A 21,095-nucleotide genomic window follows, 5' to 3' on the forward strand; every position below is an offset into this window, starting at 1 on the left:
AGTTGAAGAGCTTCATGAATGATTGAACCGAAGAATTGGAGATTCGGTCGAAACAGAGATGTTCTTCAATTATGAATACATGAATATGTATAATCGTCGTCTTTGTGACGACAACCCCCATCACACAATCCTTTTATCAGGGGATCTACGACCGTTAACATGGCGAAGGAACCGCACGACCAGACCTTTCTGGAGAAGTTGAACGTACCGGAGGCGTTGACGTTCGACGACGTTCTTTTGCGTCCGACCGAAAGTCACATCGAGCCAGAAGAAGCTGACACGCGGACAAACGTTTCAAAAAACGTTGAATTATCCGTTCCAGTGTTGTCGGCGGCGATGGACACGGTGACCGAAAGCGGGATGGCGACCGAGATGGCTCGCCAGGGTGGACTCGGTGTCCTCCATCGCAATATGCCGATCGAAGAGACCGTTCGGTCAGTCGAGCGCGTCAAACGCGCAGACGAACTGATCATCCGTGATGTCGTGACGGCAAACCCCGACCAGACGGTACAGGAAGTCGACCGAATGATGAACGAGAAGGGAGTCAGCGGTGCTCCCGTCGTCGATGAGGACGGTGTGGTTTTGGGCATCATCTCCGGGACTGATATCCGACCGTACCTAGAGGTCGGTGACCGTGATGAGGTACGCGAGGCGATGACCGACGAGGTCATCACGGCTGCCGACGACGTGACCGCCCGAGAAGCGCTTGAACTGATGTATGAGCACAAGATCGAGCGCGTGCCGATCGTCGACGAATCGGGAATACTCACCGGGCTGGTGACGATGCAGGGCATCCTCCAGCGCCGTGAGTACGACGACGCCGCTCGTGATGAGGACGGTCGCCTCCGTGTCGGGGTTGCTGTCGGACCGTTCGAAGACGACCGCGCGGTCGCTGCCGACGACGCTGGTGCTGACGTGCTGTTCATTGACTGTGCGCACGCGCACAACCGTTCGGTCATCGAGAGTGCCCGAGAGATCACATCGACGGTCGAAGCCGACGTGGTCGTCGGGAACATTGGAACATCGGAGGCCGCACGGGCACTCGTCGACTTCGCTGATGGATTGAAAGTCGGGATCGGTCCAGGAAGTATCTGTACCACGCGCGTCGTCAGCGGTGCCGGGATGCCCCAAATGACTGCCATCGCCAACGTCGCAGATGTGGCAAATCAACACGATGTGCCCGTCATTGCCGATGGTGGAATTCGGTACTCGGGTGATGCGATCAAAGCTATCGCGGCCGGTGCGGACGTGGTCATGCTCGGCTCTTATTTTGCCGGTACAGACGAGGCTCCCGGGCGAATCATCACCAGAAACGGGAAAAAATACAAGCAGTACCGAGGGATGGGAAGTGTCGGCGCGATGCAGTCGGGCGGCGGTGACCGCTACCTGAAAGAGGCCGACGAAGACGAAGAGTACGTGCCCGAGGGCGTCGAAGCCGCAACACCGTACAAAGGCAGTCTCGAAAGCGAACTCCACCAGCTCGTTGGTGGGATGCAGTCCGGGATGGGATATGTGGGTGCCGAATCCATCGCCGACGTTAAAGATGACGCCGAGTTCGTGCGCGTCTCACCCGCCGGCCAAACCGAAGGCCATCCTCACGATGTAGTGATCACCGACGAAGCACCGAATTACAAACCACGCGAGAACTGACCGGGCTGAGAGGGATTTGAACCCTCGGCCGTCTGGTTAAGAGCCAGATGCTCTGCCTGGCTGAGCTATCAGCCCTCATCATCGCATTACGGGGGTTGATTGATATACGTTTCCTTTGCTGACCGCAAAGAAGAGAGTTTCAAGTGTGTCGGACCCCCAAGTTGGGTACCATGAGTACCGCCATTACGATGGCGTCGATGTCTACCTACGCGATTCTTGGGTGTGGAAGTGTCGGTCACGCCGTTGCTGAAGAACTCGAACGCGAACAAAAAGACGTGCTCATTCTCGATAAGGACGAAGATCGCGTCGAAGCCCTCAGGGATCAAGATCTCGACGCCCGAACCGCAGACATCCGCGAATCGGCGGTCGCCGAATCCATCGCTGACCGAGATGTGATCCTCATCATGGCCACGGATGTAGAGACGAACAAAACGGCCGTGAAACATCTCCGGGAGCAGTCAGGCGAGCGGTACATCGTCGTTCGTGCGTCAGATCCCGTCTCGGCGGACGAGTTCACGGACTTGGGAGCCGATGTCGTGATCAATCCGTCGACGGTCATCGCCGACTCTGCGCTCCGAGCGCTCGAATCCGGCGAACTGGAGTACAAAACGGGCGAACTCGTCGATAGCATCGACAGCACGACATCCAAGATGGCAATCCTCACGCATCATCGACCAAATCCGGACGCGATCGCCAGCGCTGTCGCCCTGCAAGCGATCGCAGATGACCGGGATGTCGACGCCGACGTGATTTACGACGGCGAGATGTCGCTCCAAGAGAACAGGGCATTCGTCAATTTGTTGGGAATCGATCTCGTCTCGAAAGCGGACATCTCTCTTGATACGTACGACACGATCACGCTCATTAACCACGCCCACGCCACCGAACCGGCGGTAGACGGCGTCGTCGACATCTACATTGATCACGCTGAACCTCAGTTCGAGATGGAAGTCGCGTTTTCAGATATCCGCCCGAACGTGTCCTCTTCATCGACGATTCTCACGAAATATCTCCAAACCCTCGATCTCACAGTCAGCGAGGAGGTCGCAACGGCTCTATTGTATGGGATCCGTGCCGAAACGCTCGATTTCAAGCGCGATACGACGCCGGCGGATCTCACGGCCGCGGCGTACCTCTACCCGTTTGCCGATCACGACACCTTAGAACAGGTCGAAGCACCGAGTATGAGTCCTGAAACGCTCGACGTGCTCGCAGAAGCCATCCACAACCGAGAGGTGAAAGGGAGCCACCTCGTCACGAACGCTGGCTTCGTGCGAGATCAGGACGCGCTTGGCCAAGCTGCCCAGCGACTCCTCAATCTCGAAGGGATCACTACCAGCGCCGTCTTCGCCATCACTGACGACGCAATCTATCTCGCCGCCCGATCGAAAGACATCCGGATGAACATCGGTTCCGTACTCGAAGATGCCTTCGGTGACATTGGAGAAACCGCCGGTCACTCGACCGACGCTAGTGCCACTATTCCACTCGGAATCTTCACAGGGATCGAAACGAGCGAGGAAAACCGCGGCACACTCCTCTCTCTCGTGGAAAAAGCCGTCAGAACCAAGCTCTTCGAAGCACTGGGAGTCGAAACGAGCGACGGGAACGGTTCGTAATCGCCGGCTGACCTTACTCTGCGGCCTCCGTTTGGTCGCTCGGTTGTTTGAGTCGATCGATGGTGTCGTTGACGATAACGACGTCACCGACCGACCGTACCCAACGATAGGGAACGACGACCCCTTGGCCCTCCGAAACGTACTCTTCGAAAAGTGCCCTGTTGATTTCCCCCAGCGCAAGACCAGTCACTATTTCGGCATCGAGATCAAGTTTGAGATCGTCGACGCGACCGATGAACGTTCCACTGGCCGAGTACACATCGTGATCGATGAGGGCCGTGATCTCCCGTGGTTCCGATTCGGTCACCATACGCGAGCGTCGATGCGAAGCATCTTAACCGTTTGTGGATCTCAGACCGATGCGAGAAGGTATCAACCGGGTGAATAGATCGAAAGCGATTCGTTCTGCATCTCTTCGTAGTAGTCCATCGCCCACGCGACTGCCTCCGGAGTATCGTTGATGATACTTCCACGAACACCATCCGGACCGTACACCCGCAGTTCGATGACCGTTCGTTCATCGGATTCGACGATGGTCGTGCCAAACGGCGGCTCAGTGTCTATCTGTCCAAGTTCGGTTTGTTCGGTGGTAAGGGCCGCGACGAGCTCGTCGTTTTGGCCAGTGACGAGTTGCTCGACGAGCGACGAGGAGATGACGAGTGATAGTTCGGTCCCGTCCATCACTCGTTCGTAGAGCAGATCGAGATACGGTTCGGAAATTGCTGATGGAACGGATCGAATCCGTCGTGCGCCATCGAGGAGCCGCTCGATTCGAGCGGAGTGAGACCGGTCACCGGTGGTGTGGACGATTTCGGCGTCTGCGACTACCGCAGGAACGAGCGGCACATCCGAGTCGAGCACGGAGAGCAACTCGATCGCCTCCTGAATGCATGCCATTCGCCGTTCAAACCGGTCGTACGCCTTGAGTGCCAGCCGACCGGTAAGCGTCGTCAAATACTCATCTTCGTCCTGTTCGATGTATCCTCGCGATTGGAGATCGTACACGGCCCTATTGATTGTCGATTCGGACACCTCAAGCGTAGCACCAAGGCTGTCAGTGTCTTGAGGGTCGCCATCCAACTCCCGAAGAAGCGTTATGCGGTTCAAAAGGAGCTGTGACGGCTCCGTATCTTCCATCGCGTAAATAGTTACTTGCCAGTACTAAAAGTAATGCGGTAAAAGATCCTCGTGTCCCCCATAAGTAAGGGAAAATTTTATATACTATTACCCAACTTCGAGTCAGATATTCAGGGAGTAAGGTGATATACATGCAGGCACATGGATGAATTGCCGGATGCCTCTGACACCCCGGCAGCTATCCTATCGGTGGCGGTACTGCCCGATCCGCCACGGATTCCGAAACACGAGCCATAGAGCTATAGCTCTCTAAGAATTCCTGACATCGATGCACGGATCATTCGTGTGCTGCATCCCATTCTTCAGCTTTGTGAAGATTGCTACAATTGTCACATTTGATACGTCCCATAGAATCAACAGCAGTGTCAAATGACTCACAATTTGAACAGAAAAAGCCCCACCGTTTCTGATCGGTGTTGTATACGACGTAGAAGGGGGCTTTCGATCCTCGTTCGGCCTGTGTGAAATCGACGTACAGCGTCTCTCCCCCGGGATGGGTTCGCTCCTCCATACGCCAGTATCGGGGATCGAGCAACATATACTGGTCGGATGATAGCAGTCAAAAGCCGACAACAACGAACCCAGCCTGCAAATTCAACAGTTACAGCGTTCGTGATCGCCGCTATACCTCGTTGACGCAGCCCTGATCGGAGCAGTTCGAAAACGAGGAGAAACGACCCGGCAACTGCCAGCCAAGCGCATTTTGAATCGGCTGTCAACCACTCTGTGTCGGTTGTCCTGTCACACCACAACCGACAGCATTGCCACGTTCCGTGGCGCTCATTCGAGTATCTAACGGGGATCACGCTGCCATCCATTTGGCTGGTCGACGTGAGTGGTCCCCCTCATTGACAGCGTGCTCGCTGGGTTGGTGTGTCGACATGATTTGCCGCGTTGAGATCAATGGTGTAATGCCGTGAACTACCCGAATAACCGGGCGATCGTGGTCGCTTGCAGGTGATGGAGGCCTGACGCAACCCAAAGTCACTTTTAGCTTAGTGCCATAGGTAGGGTAACTCTATGTCCCGTAGTCCTTCGTTGCCGGATCGACCGCAGTTGGAACTTGATCCGGAAATGCCGCCGGCCGAGCGCCTCGATGCGCTGCAGCAGCATTATTGTCGTATTCTAGAAGTAAATGAACAGCTCGACGACCAGCTCCAGTCCGCCCAGTCACAACAGGGCGCACTTCGTGAGGACGTCGAACAATTGCAGCGGGAAAACGAGACACTGAAGACCTCTGCTCAGTACATCGCCACCGTTGAGGAGGTCATTGACGACCAAGTCGTGATCAAACAGCACGGCAACAATCAGGAGGTTTTGACCGATCTCTCCCCTCGACTGCAAGAACAGATCGATGCTGGCGATCGCGTTTCGATCAGCGATTCGTTCACCGTCCAGACGGTTCTTAGCAGTGAGACGGATTCGCGGGCACAAGCGATGGAAGTTACACAGCGCCCGAGCGTCACATACGAGGACATCGGTGGACTGAACGAAGAGATCCTCGAGGTCCGAGAAACGGTCGAGGAGCCGTTGCTCGATCCCGATCAGTTCGATGCGGTGGGGATCGATCCACCGTCAGGGGTGTTGTTGCATGGGCCGCCGGGGACGGGGAAGACGATGTTGGCCAAAGCGGTCGCCAACCAGACGGAGGCGACGTTCATCAAGATGGCCGGCTCGGAACTCGTCCAGAAGTTCATCGGAGAAGGTGCGCGGTTGGTACGGGATCTGTTCGAGTTGGCCGCAGAACGCGAGCCAGCAGTGCTGTTCATCGACGAAATCGATGCGATCGCTGCAAAACGCACCGATTCGAAAACCTCCGGAGACGCCGAGGTCCAGCGGACCATGATGCAGTTGCTCTCGGAGATGGACGGCTTCGACGACCGCGGCGAGATCAGCATCATCGCCGCCACAAACCGCTTCGATATGCTCGATCGCGCCATCCTCCGCCCCGGACGGTTCGACCGCCTCATCGAAGTCCCAAAACCAGATCAAGAGGGTCGCAAACGGATCATCGAGATCCATGCGTCCGAGATGGATCTCAGCGACGATATCGAGTACGACGAGCTCGCGACGATGACCGAGGGATTCAGCGGTGCTCAACTGTCGAGCTTAGTCACCGAAGCTGGGATGTTTGCAGTGCGGGACGAACGGACGACGGTACGGGCCGAGGATTTCGAGGCGGCTTATGACAAGCTAGACGACGAAGAAGACACAACGGTACGAACTGCTACGTTCTACTGATTCCTGACGGTCGAAACCGTCCTATCATTCGAGCGGGACGGGTGCTAGTTCTAATTCGTTTGTGCGTCGACGGCAGCGATACTAGCGAGGTTGACAATGTCGGCGACTTCGTCGCCGCGCTGGAGGATGTGAACGGGTTTGGCCATTCCTACCAGCATGGGACCGATCGCGTCGGCACCCCCCAGACGCTGGAGTAGCTTGTAGCCGATGTTCCCCGCTTCGAGGTTTGGAAACACGAGGACGTTTGCGGGTTCATCCAGCTCGGCGAAGTCGTACGTACCCGTTAACATCTCCTCGATCACCGCGGTGTCAGCCTGCATTTCGCCGTCGACCGGGAAGTCGACCGAGGGATCGACGCGCAACTGATTGGCCGCCTCTCGTGGTTTGACGGTGCCTTCAGTACGCACGCTGCCGAAATCCGAGTACGAGAGGAACGCCACTCGGGGAGAGACGTTGAACCGGCGGGCAAGTGCCGCGGTGTGTTGGGCAATTTCGGCTAGTACCGCAGCATCCGGATCCTGATTCACCGTCGCGTCTGCACAGAACACCACTCGATTTTTGAACGTCAACAGATACACTCCGGCCGCGTAGTCAGCTTCGGGAGCAGTTCCGATCACCTGCAAGGGAGGGCGCAACGCTGATGGGTAGTGATGGGTCAATCCTGCCAACAATCCGTCCGCATCTCCGACGTCCACCATCACACTTCCCAAGTAGTTTCCATCGCGGATCAGATCGTCGGCTTCACGACGGGTCATTCCCTTGCGTTTTCGCAGTTCGTACAACCGATCTGCGTACGCCGTCAACGAATCTTCATTCGGATCAACGATCTCCGGATCCATCTCCAGTCTGAGCGAGGTGGCGGTGTCGTGAATCGCATCCCTGTCGCCGATGAGGATGGGCTGTGCGATGTTCTGCTCGATGAGCTGGTGGGCTGCTCGAATGACTTTTTCGTTGGTGCCTTCTGCGAGGACGATGCGCTGGTCGGCGGATTTGGCTTTGTTGAGCACCACTCGCATCATCTCGCGGGATTTACCGAGACGAGCTTCCAGTTGCTCGCGGTAGCTCGGCTGTTCGATGGTCTCGCGGGCGACTCCGCTGTCTACAGCCGCTTGAGCGACTGCTCCCGACACCTCGAACAACACTCGCGGATCCAGCGGCTTGGGAATGATGTACTCCGAGCCGAACTGGAGGGGCTGGTCGCCGTACGCTTTGACTACTGCATCGGGAACGTCCTGTCGGGCCAAGTCGGCAAGCGCGCGCGCTGCAGCGACTTTCATCTGTTCGTTGATCTCGCTCGCGCGAACGTCCAAGGCACCCCGGAAGATGAACGGGAACCCCAACACGTTGTTCACCTGATTGGGATAATCAGACCGGCCCGTCGCCATGATCACCGTATCCTCGCGGGCGGTTTTGGCTTCCTCGTAGCCGATCTCCGGATCGGGGTTCGCCATAGCGAACACGATTGGATCCCGTGCCATCGACCGGATCATCTCTTGGCTGACGATCCCACCGACCGACAGCCCCACGAACACGTCTGCATCGGCCATCGCATCCGAGAGATCACCGCCCGGGATGTCCCGTGCGAACTCTTGTTTGAAATTGTTGATCTCTCCACTTGCCACCCGCGACTGGGTGATGATCCCCGAGGAATCACACATCGTGATGTTTTCCTTTTTAGCGCCGAGGGAGACGTAAAATCGCGCTGTGGCGATCGCGCTCGCGCCTGCGCCGGAAAAGACGATGTCAAGCTCCGAAAGCTGTTTATCAGCGATTTCGGCGGCGTTCACCAGGGCAGCCCCAGAGATGATAGCGGTACCGTGTTGGTCGTCGTGGAACACGGGGATATCCATCCGTTCGCGTAACCGTCGTTCGATCTCGAAACACGCCGGTGCCGCGATGTCCTCGAGATTGATTCCGCCGAACGTCGGCTCCATCGCCGCGACTGCGTCCACGAACGCGTCCACATCGGATTCGTCGAGCTCAATGTCGAACACGTCGATGTCCGCGAACCGCTTGAACAGTACGCCTTTGCCTTCCATCACCGGCTTCGAGGCTTGAGCGCCGATGTCGCCCAGCCCTAACACCGCGCTGCCGTTCGATACCACGCTCACCAAGTTTCCTTTGGTCGTGTACTGGTAGGCCGCTGCTGGATCCTCATCGATCGCGCGGCACGGAGCAGCCACACCCGGTGAGTACGCCAAGCTTAGATCGCGTTGGGTACTCGTCGGTTTTGTCGTCGACATCGCTATCTTCCCTTCTGGAGATCGCCGGTGATACGCCAGCGAATCCTCATCTAGTCCCATGTTCGCCCTCTGCAGAGGAACCCTAAATAACTATCTCGATACACTCTCTCAATCATACGGGCAGTTACTCCGCGTCCCTCCCAAAACGAAACGAGGGGCACCACCAAGTGAGGGGATTCAAATGGTCTCAGAACGGAGCAACGTGTATGAGGGTTCGATTCCGTCGGCTCATTGTGGTCACGACGGGGCTGACGTACGTTCTCATGTTGCTGGGCATCTACACTGCCGCGTTCGGTGCCGGACTGACGTGCGGTGCACGGTGGCCGTTCTGTGATGGGTGGCTGGGGCTGTTCCCGGCGAACCTTCCGAGTTTCATCGAGTGGTTCCACCGACTCGTCGCCATGATTACCGGCTTTGTCATCCTCGGGGCAGCGTACGCCGGCTGGACGCGACAGGACGATCGTCGGGTGGCATGGGCGATCACACTCGCAGTGGGATTGTTACCGCTTCAGATTGGGCTGGGAGCGGTGACGGTAACGCTCAGTGGTGTATTCCCGTGGGGTTATGCACCGAGTGTACAGCTTTTACATTACACCGTTGCGCTCGCCATTCTCGCCTTGTTGACGGTGGCAACAGCACTCACGATCTCTTCGCCTCCGAGGGGAGAAACCGAGCGTCGGCAGTTCCGATCCCGGCTTCGCTGGGGAACTCTAGCCGCGCTCGTTTTACTGCCCGTACAGTATCTGTTCAACTACGGAACCGTGTTCGTGTACTCGCCGGTAGTACAGATCGTCTACTACGCGCTGTCTCTGTTGTTGTTCGGCGTGCTCGTCTCCATGGCTGTCTGGACCGCGCGAGTTGTATCACCGATCTCGATGCGGCGGCTCGGTCACGTGAGCCAGCTATCGACGGCCGGAACAGTGGTACTCGCAGCACAAATGCTGGTTGATCGACAGCTGTGGGGATCCGTCTCACCGATGGTGTCCGACGGTCTCACGTTCGTGTTGGGTCTCATCCTCATCGCTACAGGATGGCTCGTCTTCCGAGGAACCGGTCGATCACCCGGTCAAGAGTCCACAGTTCACGAGTCCGAGTGAGAACCTAGTTCGTCATCCGTAAACCGCGGTGACTCCGTTCGTCGATTCACACGAAATCCCCGAGACCAGTCTGTTGATCGTCGTTCTCGGGGTCGGGATCGTCCGTCTGGTCGGTGTCCCCTGTTCCGTTAGACTCTCCTGTCTCGTCGGAGTCAACAGTTTCCTCAGTCGTCGAATCGTCAGCGGTATCGTTCCCGTCCATGGGGTCAGGCATCGATCGTAGCCGCTGGGCCTCCTCAACGATCGATTCGACTTTTTTCGTGTTTTCACCGCTTCCAGTGACGAAAGCGACGTGTTCGGTGTCGAGATCGTAGCGGGCGGCCATGGTGACAGTGAGTTCGCGGTTAGTACAGTGGTGAGTCATCGTAGCGAGGTAGGGTAGTACCTCCTTGCGGGCGGTTGCGATACTCGTTCCACTCGACGTAGCGATCCCCTGAGCGACGTAGTCCCGTTTGGCTCGGGTGCTTTTCGATCGGCCGAGCTTCGACCAGTAGCTGGGAGGACTGTAGCGCGTCCAGCCGCCTTTGGGTTCTTGACGCGCGGCAGCGACGCCCGCGGTCGTGTTGTCGCTCACGTATCGCCAGTAGGAGTAGTTCTGTGTCGCACGGACGCGTCCGAGCCATCGATCGGCAGCTGCGAGGCGTTCGTATGCGTCAGCAAGCTCCGCCCCGTGGTAGTCCTTCGGAACGTTGTCCTCGATCCAGTTGACGACATCGTCCGGCGTTTCGTCCACATCGTACGAAAATTCGAGCGCACCCCGGGCATCCTTCTCTTTGAAGACGGCATCGAGCAACTGAAAGATCCCCTCCGTTCGATCACGGTCACCAGTCACGACGTTGGATTCTTCGATCCGTCCACGGTTGCCAGCGATCGCTTGGAGATCGTTCACCGCGCCCCGGAGATCCCCGCTGTTGGTCTCTGCGATCGCATCAAGCGCCGACGACTCGTATTCGATGTCTTCTTTCCGGCAGATGTCCCTAAGCACGGGGACGATCGACCGCGCCGAAACGTCTCGAAACTCGATCTCCTGACAGGCGTTCCGGAGCGCGTTCGACATGTCGTAATACTCGTTTGCGATGAGCACCATCGGTTGTTGGGTCTCTTTGACGAGTTGGGTGACGGCACGCGCACCACCTCGATCGGCGTTGCCGTGGATATTGTCCGCTTCATCCAGGATCACGAGCTGTCGTCCGGTGCCCGATAGGGACTGATTCATCGCAGCACCACCCGCGACCCGATCGATCGCGTCCGCAGTGCGCTGGTCGCTGGCGTTGAGCTCGATGGTCGACCAATTCATATCGTTTGCGAGCGCGTGAGCTGCGGATGTCTTTCCGACGCCCGGACTGCCGTGGAGGATGACACTCTCTCTGTGTTCATCCCACGACTCGGCCCACTCGCGGAGCGCATCGCGGGCTTTGTTGTTCCCCCGGACTTCGGCCAGTGTGGTCGGGCGGTATTTCTCGGTCCAATCAGTCATCGTTCCACCGGCACACCACCATTCCGTTCGTATGCGACCCGTTCGAGCACATTCGTTACCTGCTCTCGGAGGGGTTCGAACTTAACGCTGAGGTTGTTCGGAGTCAGTCACGCTTGATCATCGACCGTGTTCAGATCGAGACGGGCGCGAACCCTTCGTACGATCCATCACTCGACACGACAGTGTCGCCGTCCGATTCGACGAGATAGAGCGCGTCGAAGGAGGTGAACCCGTGCTCTTCGACGTGGCTCGCCGCCGCAACGACCGTCTCGGCATCACCCCGAACGTCGATGAGACTGGAAGCATTAGCAATGACACGCTCAGTATTTAATTCTTATAGGTACGCGACGAAAAGAAGCTCGATGAGTGTGAACTGCGATGTCCAGAGTGACTCCCGGTGTTCGTGATACGCCGTCTCGGCGGCGTCACTGAACCAATCGTCGTCTTTGATGAGGGCGAGCAGAAAATCAGTTTCGACGTACATTCACCTACCAGTCTCGTCAAGCGCGTCACGTCGCGCGTGTTCGCGGAGTTCATCGACCGACTGCTCAACGCCTGCGAACTCCTCTCGGAGTGCTGAGAGCGGATCGTCCGCGATGGGAATGAGTTTAATGCTATCGTGTAGCTCAACGATGTGGTAACGCTCCCCGTGCCGCTCTCGTATCGCTTTGGAAAGCGTGAGCCGACCGCGACTATCGAGCGTTGTCTCCGACATACCTAATGCAAGGATGGGAATAAATGAAAATATATCTCTGAAAAATGATATTTTCTACAGACAGTTTCGGTATCGCTGCCCTCCGCTTCGATAGGGAATGCTGTACACCGCCCACGTCATACATTCACACAGCTACAGAACGCTTATCATCGTTTCGTGATAGTATCAACTATGTTTCCGGAGACGATCGAGACCGATCGGCTGGTACTCGACCGGTTGACAATGGAACACCTGTTTGAGTGTTACGAGCACGCGTCTGTCGACGCCCCCCACATCGAGGAGATCACGCGACACCTCAACTGGTCGCCCCACCGGTCGCTGAACGAGACCCGAACGTTCATCGAGCGCCAACAGGAGGTGTGGGAGGACGGTGAGGGTGCAACGTACGTGGTGTATCCACAGGAGACCGAAGCCAACGCCGGTGAGTTCGGTGGAACGACGGGACTCGGAATCGACTGGAAACGGCGAGTGGGAACGCTTGGACTCTGGTTACGTAAGCCGCTGTGGGGTCGGGGCTACTCCGGTGAGCGGGCGGATGCGCTGCTAGAATTGGCGTTCGAGCGGCTGGATCTGGATCTCGTGACTGTCAGCCACCATCCAGACAACGACAGCTCCCAGCGCGCGATCCGAAAATACGTCGAGGCACACGGCGGTCGCCGTGAGGGACAACTCCGCAACCACCTCGCGACCCAAGACGGCACTGTTATGGACGTGGTGCGCTACAGCATCGCCCAGTCCGAGTACCGAAATCACTAGTTGTCATGACCAGTAAGGCAAAAAATTATTCGTGAGCTAAACAGTTGCATACAGAATTATAACAAAGTTAGAGCGCGAAATAATCACTGTTATAATGCATGACGCTCAATGAGCGGTATGGCCGCCATCGAACTCCAAGGCGTAACAAAACGGTTTGGAGAGGTCACCGCCCTGAATGACCTCGATCTTACAGTAGAGAACGGCGAGATATACGGCTTTTTAGGTCCAAACGGTGCTGGAAAATCGACGACGATCAACGTGTTGCTCGATTTCGTGCGCCCGACAGCCGGAAGTGCGCGGGTGCTTGGTTATGACGCCCGCGAGGAGAGCACCCAGATCAGACAGCGCGTCGGCGTGTTGCCCGACGGCTATCACGTGTACGATCGGCTTACCGGCCGTCAACACCTCCAGTTCGCCATCGATTCGAAGAACGCCGACGATGACCCTGACGAGTTGCTATCACGGGTCGGTATCGCCGACGCCGCGGATCGGAAGGCAGGCGGCTACTCGAAAGGAATGGCCCAACGACTTGTACTCGGAATGGCGCTCGTCGGGGAGCCAGACCTACTTATCCTAGACGAGCCATCGACGGGACTAGATCCCGCAGGCGCTCGCGAGATGCGTGAAATCATCCGTGAGGAGTGCAATCGCGGTGCCTCCGTGTTCTTTTCGAGTCATATCCTCGGTCAGGTCGATTCGATCTGTGACCGAGTTGGCATCCTTCGGGAGGGTAAACTCGTCGCGGAGGACACGATCAATGGACTGCGCGATGCGATCGGAACTCAGTCGACGTTAGTTGTCCACGTCGACCGGATACCAGACGACATCGAACAGCGGCTCCGGGCGCTCAGCGGCGTGTCAGGGGTCATGGTCGACGGGACGGCCATTACGGTCGAATCGAGTGACGACTCGAAATCTGCGGTGTTGAGTACGATCGAAGAGAGCGGTGCGACCGTCGAGGACTTCGCTACCGAAGACGCGAGTCTCGAAGATCTGTTTATGGCGTACACCAACGACGAACAGCGGGTGGTCGCATGAGCTGGGCGATCGTCGCACAGAAGGACTTCCGTGACGCCGGACGCTCGAAGCTGCTGTGGGTCGTGTCGTTACTGTTCATCCTGTTTGCAGCTGGCAGTGCGTTCCTGTACGCCCAGATCCCGGCGATCCAACAAGGCGGTGCGAACGACGTCATCTCTTCGCTCGGATTCGTCGATTTCTTACAAACCCCCGTCACAATGCTCGTTCCGATCATCGGGCTGATGCTCGGATACAAGGCCATTTCGGGAGAGGTCGAGAACGGCAGCGTGAAGCTTCTCCTGTCGCTGCCTCACCGTCGGTCAAGTGTCGTGATGGGTAAGCTCATCGGTCGGGTATCCGTGCTGACGGTGTCGATCGTCGTCGGATTCGCTGTTGCCACGGCCGTTATGTTGGCCCTGTATCCCGAAATGTCCCCGGGCCGATTCGCGTTGTTCGTGCTGTTGGCCGTCTTGTTCGGTGCTGCCTACGTGAGCATCGGGATCGGATTCTCCGCGCTGACGAAATCCACGACGAAGGCCGGAGCCGGCATCTTCGGCGTCTATCTCCTGTTCAACTGGCTGTGGGAAACGATCGGAATCGGGATCGACTGGATCATCAGCGGAACGTTCTTTTTCAGGCAGGGCATTCCGGACTGGTTTCTGTTGTACACACAGTTGAGTCCGAACGGCGCGTTCAGCACTGTGACGGCGGCAATGGTTTCAGAGGCTAGCTTCAATGAGGTATTCACGTCTCAGCCCGGCGATCCGTTCTACCTCTCGGCGTGGTTCGCGCTGCTCATTCTCATAGCTTGGATCGTCCTTCCGGCCGCGCTTGGCACCCTCCGATTCCGGAGCGTGGATCTGTAACGCTCCCGGTCGTCACTACCCGTTCGAACGAAGGCAAACGATTACCCGATCCAGTTCGTGGAGAGCGTATGGCACAGGAGTTGCGACAGCCACCGCTGGGCGATGTCCACATGGACCGTGGGGCATCTCTCACATCGTTCGGCGGCTGGGAGATGCCGGTCGAGTTCGAATCGATCAAAACCGAACATGAGGCCGTTCGGGAGTCGATCGGCAAATTCGACGTCTCACACATGGGCGAGATCGAGGTTCGTGGGCCGGACGCGGACGAGCTCACACAACGACTCACCACGAACGATGTGACCGCTCTCGAGCCGGGGGACGGTCAGTACTCGGCAGTCACCGACGAACGCGGGATCATGCTGGACGATACGGTCGTCTACAACCGTCCGGACGACGAAGGATACCTGTTCGTTCCAAACGCCGGTCACGACGAGGAGCTGTACGACCATTGGCGTTCCCACCGCGAGAAGTGGGATCTCGATTGTACGGTTGCGAACGTCACCGAACGATACGCGATGATCGCCGTTCAGGGACCTGAGAGCGAGGCGCGCGTCGGTGCGGTGATCGAGACCGCCCGCGATCTCGGACGGTTCAAAATCCAGTCGGTGTCCATCGCAGGCGTGGACTGTCTCTGTTCGCGGACGGGATACACCGGCGAGGACGGCTTCGAACTGCTCTGTCCGTGGGAGGACACACGAGCAGTGTGGGACGCCATAGACGGTCAGCCCTGCGGACTCGGGGCGCGGGATACGCTCCGGATCGAACAGGGGTTTTTGCTGTCGGGACAGGATTTTGATCCGGAATCGAACCCACGAACGCCGTATGAAGCGGGTATCGGTTTCGTCGTCGATACCGATACGCAGTTCTTGGGACGGGACGTGCTCGTCGATGCTACGCCGAACGAGCAGTTCGTCGGGATCGAACTCACCGAGCGCGGCGTGCCACGCAACGGATACGCGGTCGAGAGCGCCGACGGCACGCCGATCGGAACCGTAACCAGTGGGACACTCAGCCCGACGCTCGGCGTTCCGATCGGGTTAGGATACGTGTCCACGGATCACGCCGAGCCGGGAACGGAGATCCGAGTTGTCATTCGTGACGATCGAAAGGCAGGACTCATCAAGAACCCGCCCTTTGAGCACCCAACTGTCGAACAATGAGCTTCGAGATACCAGAGGACTGCTACTACCTAGAAACACACGAATGGGCGCGTATTGACGAGCAAGCCGGAACCGCGCGCGTCGGAATCTCTGAATTCGCACAAGACGAACTCGGTGACATCGTGTTCGTCGAGCTACCGGAGCCGGACGAGGAAATCGATCAAGACGGCGAACTCGGCGTGGTGGAATCGATCAAAGCCGTCTCGGATCTGTATTCACCGCTGTCGGGAACCGTTGCTACGGTGAACGAAGCAGTGTTCGACGAACCCGAACGCCTCAACGACGATCCCTACGGCGATGGGTGGCTACTCGAACTCGATGAGATCGACGCGTCCGAAAGTGACGCGCTTCTCACTGCCGAGGAGTACGAACAGCAGATCGAGTAAGTCAGTTCCCGTTCTGCGTACGGTCAGTCATCGTCCGAAGCATCCGATCCCGTGATTCCGGCGTTTGCCGCCGTCGGCTTTGTATTCGGAGATGAATACTGAGGAGATCGGTCTGACCGTGACGGCCGTTCTTCGAAGCCAGGATCAAACAGCTGAAGCGCGGTGTTGATCGTCGACCAGTCGTCGCGTTCTGCGGCGTCACGGAGGCTTTTCGTCGGTGCAGCGAGCAGTTGTCCGACGAGTGCATCCGCGAGCGATTCGACGGTTTCGCGCTGTTCAGCGGTGAGTTCATCCGCTGCATCGAGCTGTGAGAGCGCAGTCTGTAGCTCTCGTTGTTTGATGCGTTCTGCCCCCTCATACATGGCGGCGATGACCTCATCTGCCTGCTTTCGTTTGTACTGAGTGAGAAGCCGGTCGATCGCCTCATCGATCATCTCCTCGACCTGTCGGGCGGCCCCGCGGCGGGCTTCTGTCGTCTCGGCCGTAATCGATTCGAGTGCGTCGAGATCGTACAGCTCCACGCCCGGAAATGAGCCGACGGTCGGAGCGATATCACGAGGCTGAGCGATATCGATGAGTAGCGTCGGATCATCACTTGCGTTCACCATCGAGCGGTCGATGATCGGGGTATCGCTACCTGTGGCGCTGACGACGATGTCACAGTCCGCGATCGTGTCCGAAAGCGAATCGAGACCGATGGCACGGGCACCGTCAAGGGCATCCACGAGGTGCTCGGCGTGTTCGGTGGTTCGGTTGGCGACGATGAGCTGGTTCACGTCGGGAGCGAGCGCGCTCGCCGCGATCGTACCCATCTCACCCACACCGACGACCATCGCCGTCGCAGAGGCAAGTTCGGTTTCCCGGTTGGCCAACTCCACGGCCGCACTTCCCAACGAAACGACGCCTTCGTTGATCGTCGTCTCACTTCTCGCCCGCTCTCCAACGTGGATTGCCTTCGTCAACCCCGTTTCAAGCACGGGCCCGACGGCGTCCATCGACCGTGCGGTCAGATACGCATCCCGTAACTGACCGAGGATCTGGTCTTCGCCGAGGACGAGCGATTCTAGGCCACAGGCGACGCGCATCAGGTGTCGTAGCGATCCCTCGTGGTCCAGTTCACTGATAGCCGCGTCGGAAACGTCGGGGCGGACCGTTTCGAGAGCCTCCCGACCGGTAGCAGACGAATCAGTGACGACGTAGGTTTCGACCCGGTTGCACGTCTGGATACAGACGGCTTCGGTGACAGCGGACTGATCGAGCACTGATTCGATGATTTCCGAGTCGGATCTCGAACACGCAGTCTCGATCGTGTCGATGTCGGCGTTGCTGTGGCTGATGCTCCATCCCGTGATGACGCCAGTCCCGGCAGTCATTCCGTTTCACCCAGTTCAGAAGCGATGACTTCGCTCACTGCTTGCTCCGTGTTCGTATGGCTATCACCTAAAGCCTTCCAAACGCGATCGGACCGCACGACAGCGCGGAGGGCCGATCGTCGTTGTTCCGGTGAGACGTCGTTTAGTGCCGCTCGAAGAGATCCCGTTACTCGTGCCATCTCACCTGCATCCTCGATGTGAGGCTCGATCCGTTCTCGGAGCACGCGGGTCAGCGCCGGACTCCGTCCCCCCGTCGAGATGCCCACGACGACCGGTTCCGACCAGACGGTAGCGGGAACGGCGACATCAGAGACCGTTCTGTCGGCTCCAGCCGCCTGATCGGCTCGGTTGACGAGCACACCACGATCGTGGCCAGCGGTGGCGATCGCGTCATTCAGTGCCGTTCGATCGGTGGCTGCGACGATCACCGCCGGATCGACGCGGTCGATCCAGTCACCGACAGCAGCCGGTTCGGGCGCGGCGCGGACGCGAGCCGCCGAGCCGAACGACTCCTCGACGAACGTGGGACTGACGACCACCACGTCGGCTTCGCGGTCGAATGTGCGGGCACGGCGCGCACCGACCCGCCCACCCCCAAAGACGAGCACCCGAGTACCGGTAAAATCGTGTAACAGGGGAATCACGCTGACCCCGTGTCCGACAGCCGATCGTCGAGCCTGATGCCCGTTTTTTTCAACACCGACGTCGAGAACAGCGTGTCCCACTGGTCGGCATCGACGTCCCAAAACTCGGCCATTCGATCTCGAATCGCCCGGATCCGTCGGTCGCTTTCGGCGTCAGTGCGACCGTGGGTCATCGCAAAGAAGTTGTACGGCCACACGTCCTCGTGGCGTGGACGCTCATAACAGTGGGTGACGTACTCCAAAGATGCGATCTCCGGTCCGACCGCTTCGACGAGATCGTCCGGGACGTTCCACACAGTCATCCCGTTTTCCGTATACCCGAGCGCGTAGTGGTTTGGAATCACGCCGATGCGCCGGATCTGCCCGCGCTCGTTGAATCGTGCGATCGTTTCGAGCGTCCAGTCGAGCGGCTGGTCGATGGCCCGCCCAACGTCGGCGTACGGTGTCTGTGTCAGTGGTAACCCGTCCTGAATCTCCCGGAGTAACACCCGTTCCGCAGGCGTGAGTCCCGTCTGCTCGGCGGAGATCGGATCGGGAGCGGGTCCTAACTCGGAGAGGTCGAGTCCGGTATCGCGTAGAGGTCCATCGATCGGAAACTTCGCCTCGACGCGGAACTCCCTCTGTTTTGGCATGTTGTACGTCGGCTGTCCGGTTTCAGACTCGATGGTGTCCAACACATTCTCTACGCGGTCGGCGTCGGCTACCGACACGACGAACCACATGTTGAGATGGGGGTGCTCGCGCTCGTAGTTGTGGGCGATCTCCCGGTGGTCATTGACCTGCCGTACGATCTCCTCGAACCGTTCTTCTGGGGCGTGCATAGCCACCAGCGTCGCCGTGCCCCCGATCGCTTCGGCGTTGATGAGCGGTCCGAACCGCGTGAGGACACCCTCTTCCGACAGCGTCCGGATCCGATCAAGAAGCTCGTTGGCTGTCACGTCGATCGATCGGTCACCGAGCGCGTCGGCCGCCGCTTCGAACGGTCGTGCTGTAACCGGAAATCCGCCCTGAAACCCATTGATGATGGCCCGATCGGTACGGTCCAACTCCTCGGTGCTCATGTGCTTTCTCCGGGCTTTCTTCCCATAAACGACGCGTTCGTCTCGAGGTACTGTCTCAGCGTGACCACAGGAGAAGATCCATTACAACAATCTAATGTTATGAATATAATGGAATAATAATCGGTCGAATCGTCACCGTTACTCGAAGCGGGCAAGCAACGATCCCGAAAGAGATCGGGAACAGTTGGAGCTTCCCGTATCGGAGAAAGTCCGGTTCATCCCCAACGAGGACTGTGTATCCGAACTCAATACGGAAGCACCAACAAGGCGACGCTCAGAAACGGGATAAGCAACAGCAGCATGGCGACAGCGTAGCCGAACAGTTCACGGGCCTTGAGCCCGGTGATCGCTAGCAGGGGAAGCGCCCAGAACGGATTGAGCAGGTTGGTGTGTGCATCCCCGACGGCGTACGCGATCGTCGCCTGCCCGACCGGAACGCCCAACTGTTGTGCGGCGTCCACGACAGAGGGCCCGAGTACGATCCATTCCCCACCGCCCGAGGGCACGAAGAGGTTGACGACCGAACCGGTGAGCCACGCGATAACGGGGAACGTCTCGGCTGTCGAGACCGACAGCAACGTTTCGGCCAGCCGCTCTGACAGTCCGGAGGCGTTCATCATTCCTTGGATGCCCGCGAAAAAGGGAAACAGAAGGATGATCCCTGATGCGGCTGAGGCCGCTTCCTCGAACCGCTCGCGGTAGACGGCCGGCCGGGTGTACAGGGCGACGCCGAGAAACAGGAAGCCGAAATTGACGACGTTCAGCGTGAGTGCATCCAGACCTTGGGTTACGAACAGGAACGCCACGTACGACAGCCCCGTCAGTGCGATCACCCCGCCGAGCACACGGCTGTTGTCGATGCGCTGGGCTGGGGCCTGTGGATCGGTCGGGGGATCGCTTCCAGCCCGGTCCCGGTCGAGTTCCTCGGCGGAAAGATACGTGGAGATGGATCGAGACCGGGCGGGAGAGGGAGTAAGCAGCGCCAATGCGACGGCGGCGTACCCGATTCCGAGAGTGGTCAACGCAAGCGCGTAGGGGTGGAAGATCGTTCGAGTGGTGCTGATGACGCCGTCAAGCACGCCGAGTTCAATGAACTCGTTTCCCTCGGTAGCGAGCAACAGCGGCGCTGATCCCGACAGCCCCCAGTGCCACGTCAGTCCCAGTCCCATGTATCCCGCCACGCACAACAACGGGTAGTGGACGTCGACGCCGTTCTCATCGGCAGCGATCCCCATCTCGCGGGCAAAAATGGCCCCGAGGATGAGACTGAACCCCCAGTGTACCCACGCCATGGCCATCGAGAACACGCCGACCATCACGACCGCCTGCCGACCGGTCGATGGGAGCTGTGCCAGCTGCCGAAGTCTGCCGTTCACTCGTGGATGATACGCGATGACGAATCCAGTCATCAGAATGAGAACCATCTGCATGCCGAACGAGAGAAACGTCCAAAACCCATCGAACCAATGGCCGACCATCGCGGTCGGCCCGACTCCTTCGAGAACGATACCTGCGACGAACACCACGTAGCTCAGGATGATCGCAAACAGAAACGGACTCGGCATCCACCGCTCTACGACGCCCGCAAGCCGGTGGCCCGCCCGCTCGAACCAATTGCCGCTTCCCGCACTTGTCCATTCTGGCGACATACTG

The 21,095-nt window shown here is 58.3% G+C and carries 19 protein-coding genes, 1 tRNA gene and 1 pseudogene; 9 read left to right on the forward strand and 12 right to left on the reverse strand.

Features of this window, described 5'->3' with window-relative positions; all coding sequences use genetic code 11:
- Positions 1-159 precede the first annotated feature (159 nt).
- Positions 160-1,650: an IMP dehydrogenase gene (gene guaB / locus MW046_RS01800; RefSeq protein ID WP_247993862.1), complete on the forward strand. Its 1,491-nt coding sequence runs from the start codon at positions 160-162 to the stop codon at positions 1,648-1,650.
- Between the two features lies 1 nt (position 1,651).
- Here guaB and MW046_RS01805 read toward each other — a convergent pair.
- A tRNA-Lys gene (locus MW046_RS01805) sits at positions 1,652-1,725 on the reverse strand.
- 95 nt (positions 1,726-1,820) lie between these two features.
- On the opposite strand from MW046_RS01805, the gene MW046_RS01810 reads away from it, so the two are divergent.
- On the forward strand, positions 1,821-3,269 hold the full coding sequence (locus MW046_RS01810) for a DHH family phosphoesterase (RefSeq protein WP_247993863.1): 1,449 nt from the start codon (positions 1,821-1,823) through the stop codon (positions 3,267-3,269).
- Positions 3,270-3,282: 13 nt separating this feature from the next.
- On the opposite strand, the gene MW046_RS01815 is transcribed toward MW046_RS01810, so the two are convergent.
- The 3 genes from MW046_RS01815 to MW046_RS01825 form a co-directional block, all read right to left on the reverse strand.
- Complete coding sequence (locus tag MW046_RS01815) at positions 3,283-3,579, reverse strand: PRC-barrel domain-containing protein (protein ID WP_247993864.1); 297 nt, start codon at positions 3,577-3,579, stop codon at positions 3,283-3,285.
- 62 nt (positions 3,580-3,641) lie between these two features.
- A complete protein-coding gene (locus MW046_RS01820) occupies positions 3,642-4,406 on the reverse strand; it encodes a helix-turn-helix transcriptional regulator (protein WP_247993865.1) in 765 nt (254 codons plus the stop codon).
- A gap of 277 nt (positions 4,407-4,683) precedes the next feature.
- The gene (locus MW046_RS01825) at positions 4,684-4,917 is read right to left on the reverse strand and encodes a DUF5816 domain-containing protein (RefSeq protein ID WP_247993866.1); all 234 of its coding nucleotides are present in this window, start codon (positions 4,915-4,917) and stop codon (positions 4,684-4,686) included.
- A gap of 509 nt (positions 4,918-5,426) precedes the next feature.
- On the opposite strand from MW046_RS01825, the gene pan2 reads away from it, so the two are divergent.
- The gene (pan2, locus tag MW046_RS01830; RefSeq protein ID WP_247993867.1) at positions 5,427-6,647 is read left to right on the forward strand and encodes a proteasome-activating nucleotidase Pan2; all 1,221 of its coding nucleotides are present in this window, start codon (positions 5,427-5,429) and stop codon (positions 6,645-6,647) included.
- Positions 6,648-6,697: 50 nt separating this feature from the next.
- On the opposite strand, the gene MW046_RS01835 is transcribed toward pan2, so the two are convergent.
- Positions 6,698-8,950, reverse strand: a complete 2,253-nt coding sequence (locus MW046_RS01835; protein ID WP_247993868.1) for an NADP-dependent malic enzyme — start codon at positions 8,948-8,950, stop codon at positions 6,698-6,700.
- A 146-nt stretch (positions 8,951-9,096) separates the two neighbouring features.
- Between MW046_RS01835 and MW046_RS01840 the strand changes: the two genes are divergently transcribed.
- Complete coding sequence (locus tag MW046_RS01840) at positions 9,097-9,987, forward strand: COX15/CtaA family protein (RefSeq protein WP_247993869.1); 891 nt, start codon at positions 9,097-9,099, stop codon at positions 9,985-9,987.
- 46 nt (positions 9,988-10,033) lie between these two features.
- On the opposite strand, the gene MW046_RS01845 is transcribed toward MW046_RS01840, so the two are convergent.
- The 3 genes and pseudogenes from MW046_RS01845 to MW046_RS01855 all read right to left on the reverse strand — a co-directional run bounded on the left by MW046_RS01845 (position 10,034) and on the right by MW046_RS01855 (position 12,179).
- Complete coding sequence (locus MW046_RS01845; RefSeq protein WP_247993870.1) at positions 10,034-11,464, reverse strand: replication factor C large subunit; 1,431 nt, start codon at positions 11,462-11,464, stop codon at positions 10,034-10,036.
- 107 nt (positions 11,465-11,571) lie between these two features.
- A pseudogene (locus MW046_RS19535) lies at positions 11,572-11,948 on the reverse strand (PIN domain-containing protein).
- Positions 11,949-12,179 carry an AbrB/MazE/SpoVT family DNA-binding domain-containing protein gene (locus MW046_RS01855; RefSeq protein WP_247993872.1) on the reverse strand — a complete coding sequence of 77 codons (231 nt, stop codon included), beginning with the start codon at positions 12,177-12,179 and terminating at the stop codon, positions 11,949-11,951.
- A 171-nt stretch (positions 12,180-12,350) separates the two neighbouring features.
- Between MW046_RS01855 and MW046_RS01860 the strand changes: the two genes are divergently transcribed.
- The 5 genes from MW046_RS01860 to gcvH all read left to right on the forward strand — a co-directional run bounded on the left by MW046_RS01860 (position 12,351) and on the right by gcvH (position 16,364).
- On the forward strand, positions 12,351-12,935 hold the full coding sequence (locus MW046_RS01860; RefSeq protein ID WP_247993873.1) for a GNAT family N-acetyltransferase: 585 nt from the start codon (positions 12,351-12,353) through the stop codon (positions 12,933-12,935).
- A 117-nt stretch (positions 12,936-13,052) separates the two neighbouring features.
- The gene (locus tag MW046_RS01865; protein ID WP_247993874.1) at positions 13,053-13,973 is read left to right on the forward strand and encodes an ABC transporter ATP-binding protein; all 921 of its coding nucleotides are present in this window, start codon (positions 13,053-13,055) and stop codon (positions 13,971-13,973) included.
- Positions 13,970-14,818 (forward strand): ABC transporter permease, encoded by an 849-nt coding sequence (locus MW046_RS01870; RefSeq protein WP_247993875.1) that lies wholly within the window; start codon positions 13,970-13,972, stop codon positions 14,816-14,818. The genes MW046_RS01865 and MW046_RS01870 overlap by 4 nt, the downstream gene beginning before the upstream one ends.
- A 68-nt stretch (positions 14,819-14,886) precedes the next feature.
- Entirely contained in the window at positions 14,887-15,978 is a 1,092-nt protein-coding gene (gcvT, locus tag MW046_RS01875) for a glycine cleavage system aminomethyltransferase GcvT (RefSeq protein ID WP_247993876.1), read from the forward strand.
- Complete coding sequence (gene gcvH / locus MW046_RS01880) at positions 15,975-16,364, forward strand: glycine cleavage system protein GcvH (protein ID WP_247993877.1); 390 nt, start codon at positions 15,975-15,977, stop codon at positions 16,362-16,364. The genes gcvT and gcvH overlap by 4 nt, the downstream gene beginning before the upstream one ends.
- A 23-nt stretch (positions 16,365-16,387) precedes the next feature.
- Here the strand turns inward: gcvH and hemA are convergent, their stop codons facing one another.
- The 4 genes from hemA to MW046_RS01900 form a co-directional block, all read right to left on the reverse strand.
- Positions 16,388-17,737 carry a glutamyl-tRNA reductase gene (gene hemA, locus MW046_RS01885; protein WP_247993878.1) on the reverse strand — a complete coding sequence of 450 codons (1,350 nt, stop codon included), beginning with the start codon at positions 17,735-17,737 and terminating at the stop codon, positions 16,388-16,390.
- Positions 17,734-18,381, reverse strand: coding sequence for a precorrin-2 dehydrogenase/sirohydrochlorin ferrochelatase family protein (locus MW046_RS01890; RefSeq protein WP_247993879.1), 648 nt, complete (start codon positions 18,379-18,381; stop codon positions 17,734-17,736). Before MW046_RS01890 ends, hemA begins: the two co-directional genes overlap by 4 nt.
- Positions 18,378-19,442 carry a siroheme decarboxylase subunit beta gene (ahbB, locus tag MW046_RS01895; protein WP_247993880.1) on the reverse strand — a complete coding sequence of 355 codons (1,065 nt, stop codon included), beginning with the start codon at positions 19,440-19,442 and terminating at the stop codon, positions 18,378-18,380. Before ahbB ends, MW046_RS01890 begins: the two co-directional genes overlap by 4 nt.
- 245 nt (positions 19,443-19,687) lie before the next feature.
- Positions 19,688-21,091, reverse strand: coding sequence for a short-chain fatty acid transporter (locus MW046_RS01900; protein ID WP_247993881.1), 1,404 nt, complete (start codon positions 21,089-21,091; stop codon positions 19,688-19,690).
- Positions 21,092-21,095 lie beyond the last annotated feature (4 nt).

Origin of the sequence: Halocatena salina, from assembly GCF_023115355.1 — an archaeon.
GTDB lineage: Archaea > Halobacteriota > Halobacteria > Halobacteriales > Haloarculaceae > Halocatena > Halocatena salina.

Coding starts and splice junctions, on each gene's coding strand:
- ahbB (WP_247993880.1), bottom strand. CDS start 19,442: ATGAGCACCGAGGAGTTGGACCGTACCGATCGGGCCATCATCAATGGG.
- MW046_RS01870 (WP_247993875.1), top strand. CDS start 13,970: ATGAGCTGGGCGATCGTCGCACAGAAGGACTTCCGTGACGCCGGACGC.
- MW046_RS01820 (WP_247993865.1), bottom strand. CDS start 4,406: ATGGAAGATACGGAGCCGTCACAGCTCCTTTTGAACCGCATAACGCTT.
- MW046_RS01900 (WP_247993881.1), bottom strand. CDS start 21,091: ATGTCGCCAGAATGGACAAGTGCGGGAAGCGGCAATTGGTTCGAGCGG.
- MW046_RS01855 (WP_247993872.1), bottom strand. CDS start 12,179: ATGTCGGAGACAACGCTCGATAGTCGCGGTCGGCTCACGCTTTCCAAA.
- guaB (WP_247993862.1), top strand. CDS start 160: ATGGCGAAGGAACCGCACGACCAGACCTTTCTGGAGAAGTTGAACGTA.
- hemA (WP_247993878.1), bottom strand. CDS start 17,737: ATGACTGCCGGGACTGGCGTCATCACGGGATGGAGCATCAGCCACAGC.
- MW046_RS01815 (WP_247993864.1), bottom strand. CDS start 3,579: ATGGTGACCGAATCGGAACCACGGGAGATCACGGCCCTCATCGATCAC.
- MW046_RS01825 (WP_247993866.1), bottom strand. CDS start 4,917: ATGGAGGAGCGAACCCATCCCGGGGGAGAGACGCTGTACGTCGATTTC.
- MW046_RS01865 (WP_247993874.1), top strand. CDS start 13,053: ATGGCCGCCATCGAACTCCAAGGCGTAACAAAACGGTTTGGAGAGGTC.
- MW046_RS01860 (WP_247993873.1), top strand. CDS start 12,351: ATGTTTCCGGAGACGATCGAGACCGATCGGCTGGTACTCGACCGGTTG.
- MW046_RS01845 (WP_247993870.1), bottom strand. CDS start 11,464: ATGACTGATTGGACCGAGAAATACCGCCCGACCACACTGGCCGAAGTC.
- gcvH (WP_247993877.1), top strand. CDS start 15,975: ATGAGCTTCGAGATACCAGAGGACTGCTACTACCTAGAAACACACGAA.
- MW046_RS01835 (WP_247993868.1), bottom strand. CDS start 8,950: ATGGGACTAGATGAGGATTCGCTGGCGTATCACCGGCGATCTCCAGAA.
- gcvT (WP_247993876.1), top strand. CDS start 14,887: ATGGCACAGGAGTTGCGACAGCCACCGCTGGGCGATGTCCACATGGAC.
- pan2 (WP_247993867.1), top strand. CDS start 5,427: ATGTCCCGTAGTCCTTCGTTGCCGGATCGACCGCAGTTGGAACTTGAT.
- MW046_RS01810 (WP_247993863.1), top strand. CDS start 1,821: ATGAGTACCGCCATTACGATGGCGTCGATGTCTACCTACGCGATTCTT.
- MW046_RS01840 (WP_247993869.1), top strand. CDS start 9,097: ATGAGGGTTCGATTCCGTCGGCTCATTGTGGTCACGACGGGGCTGACG.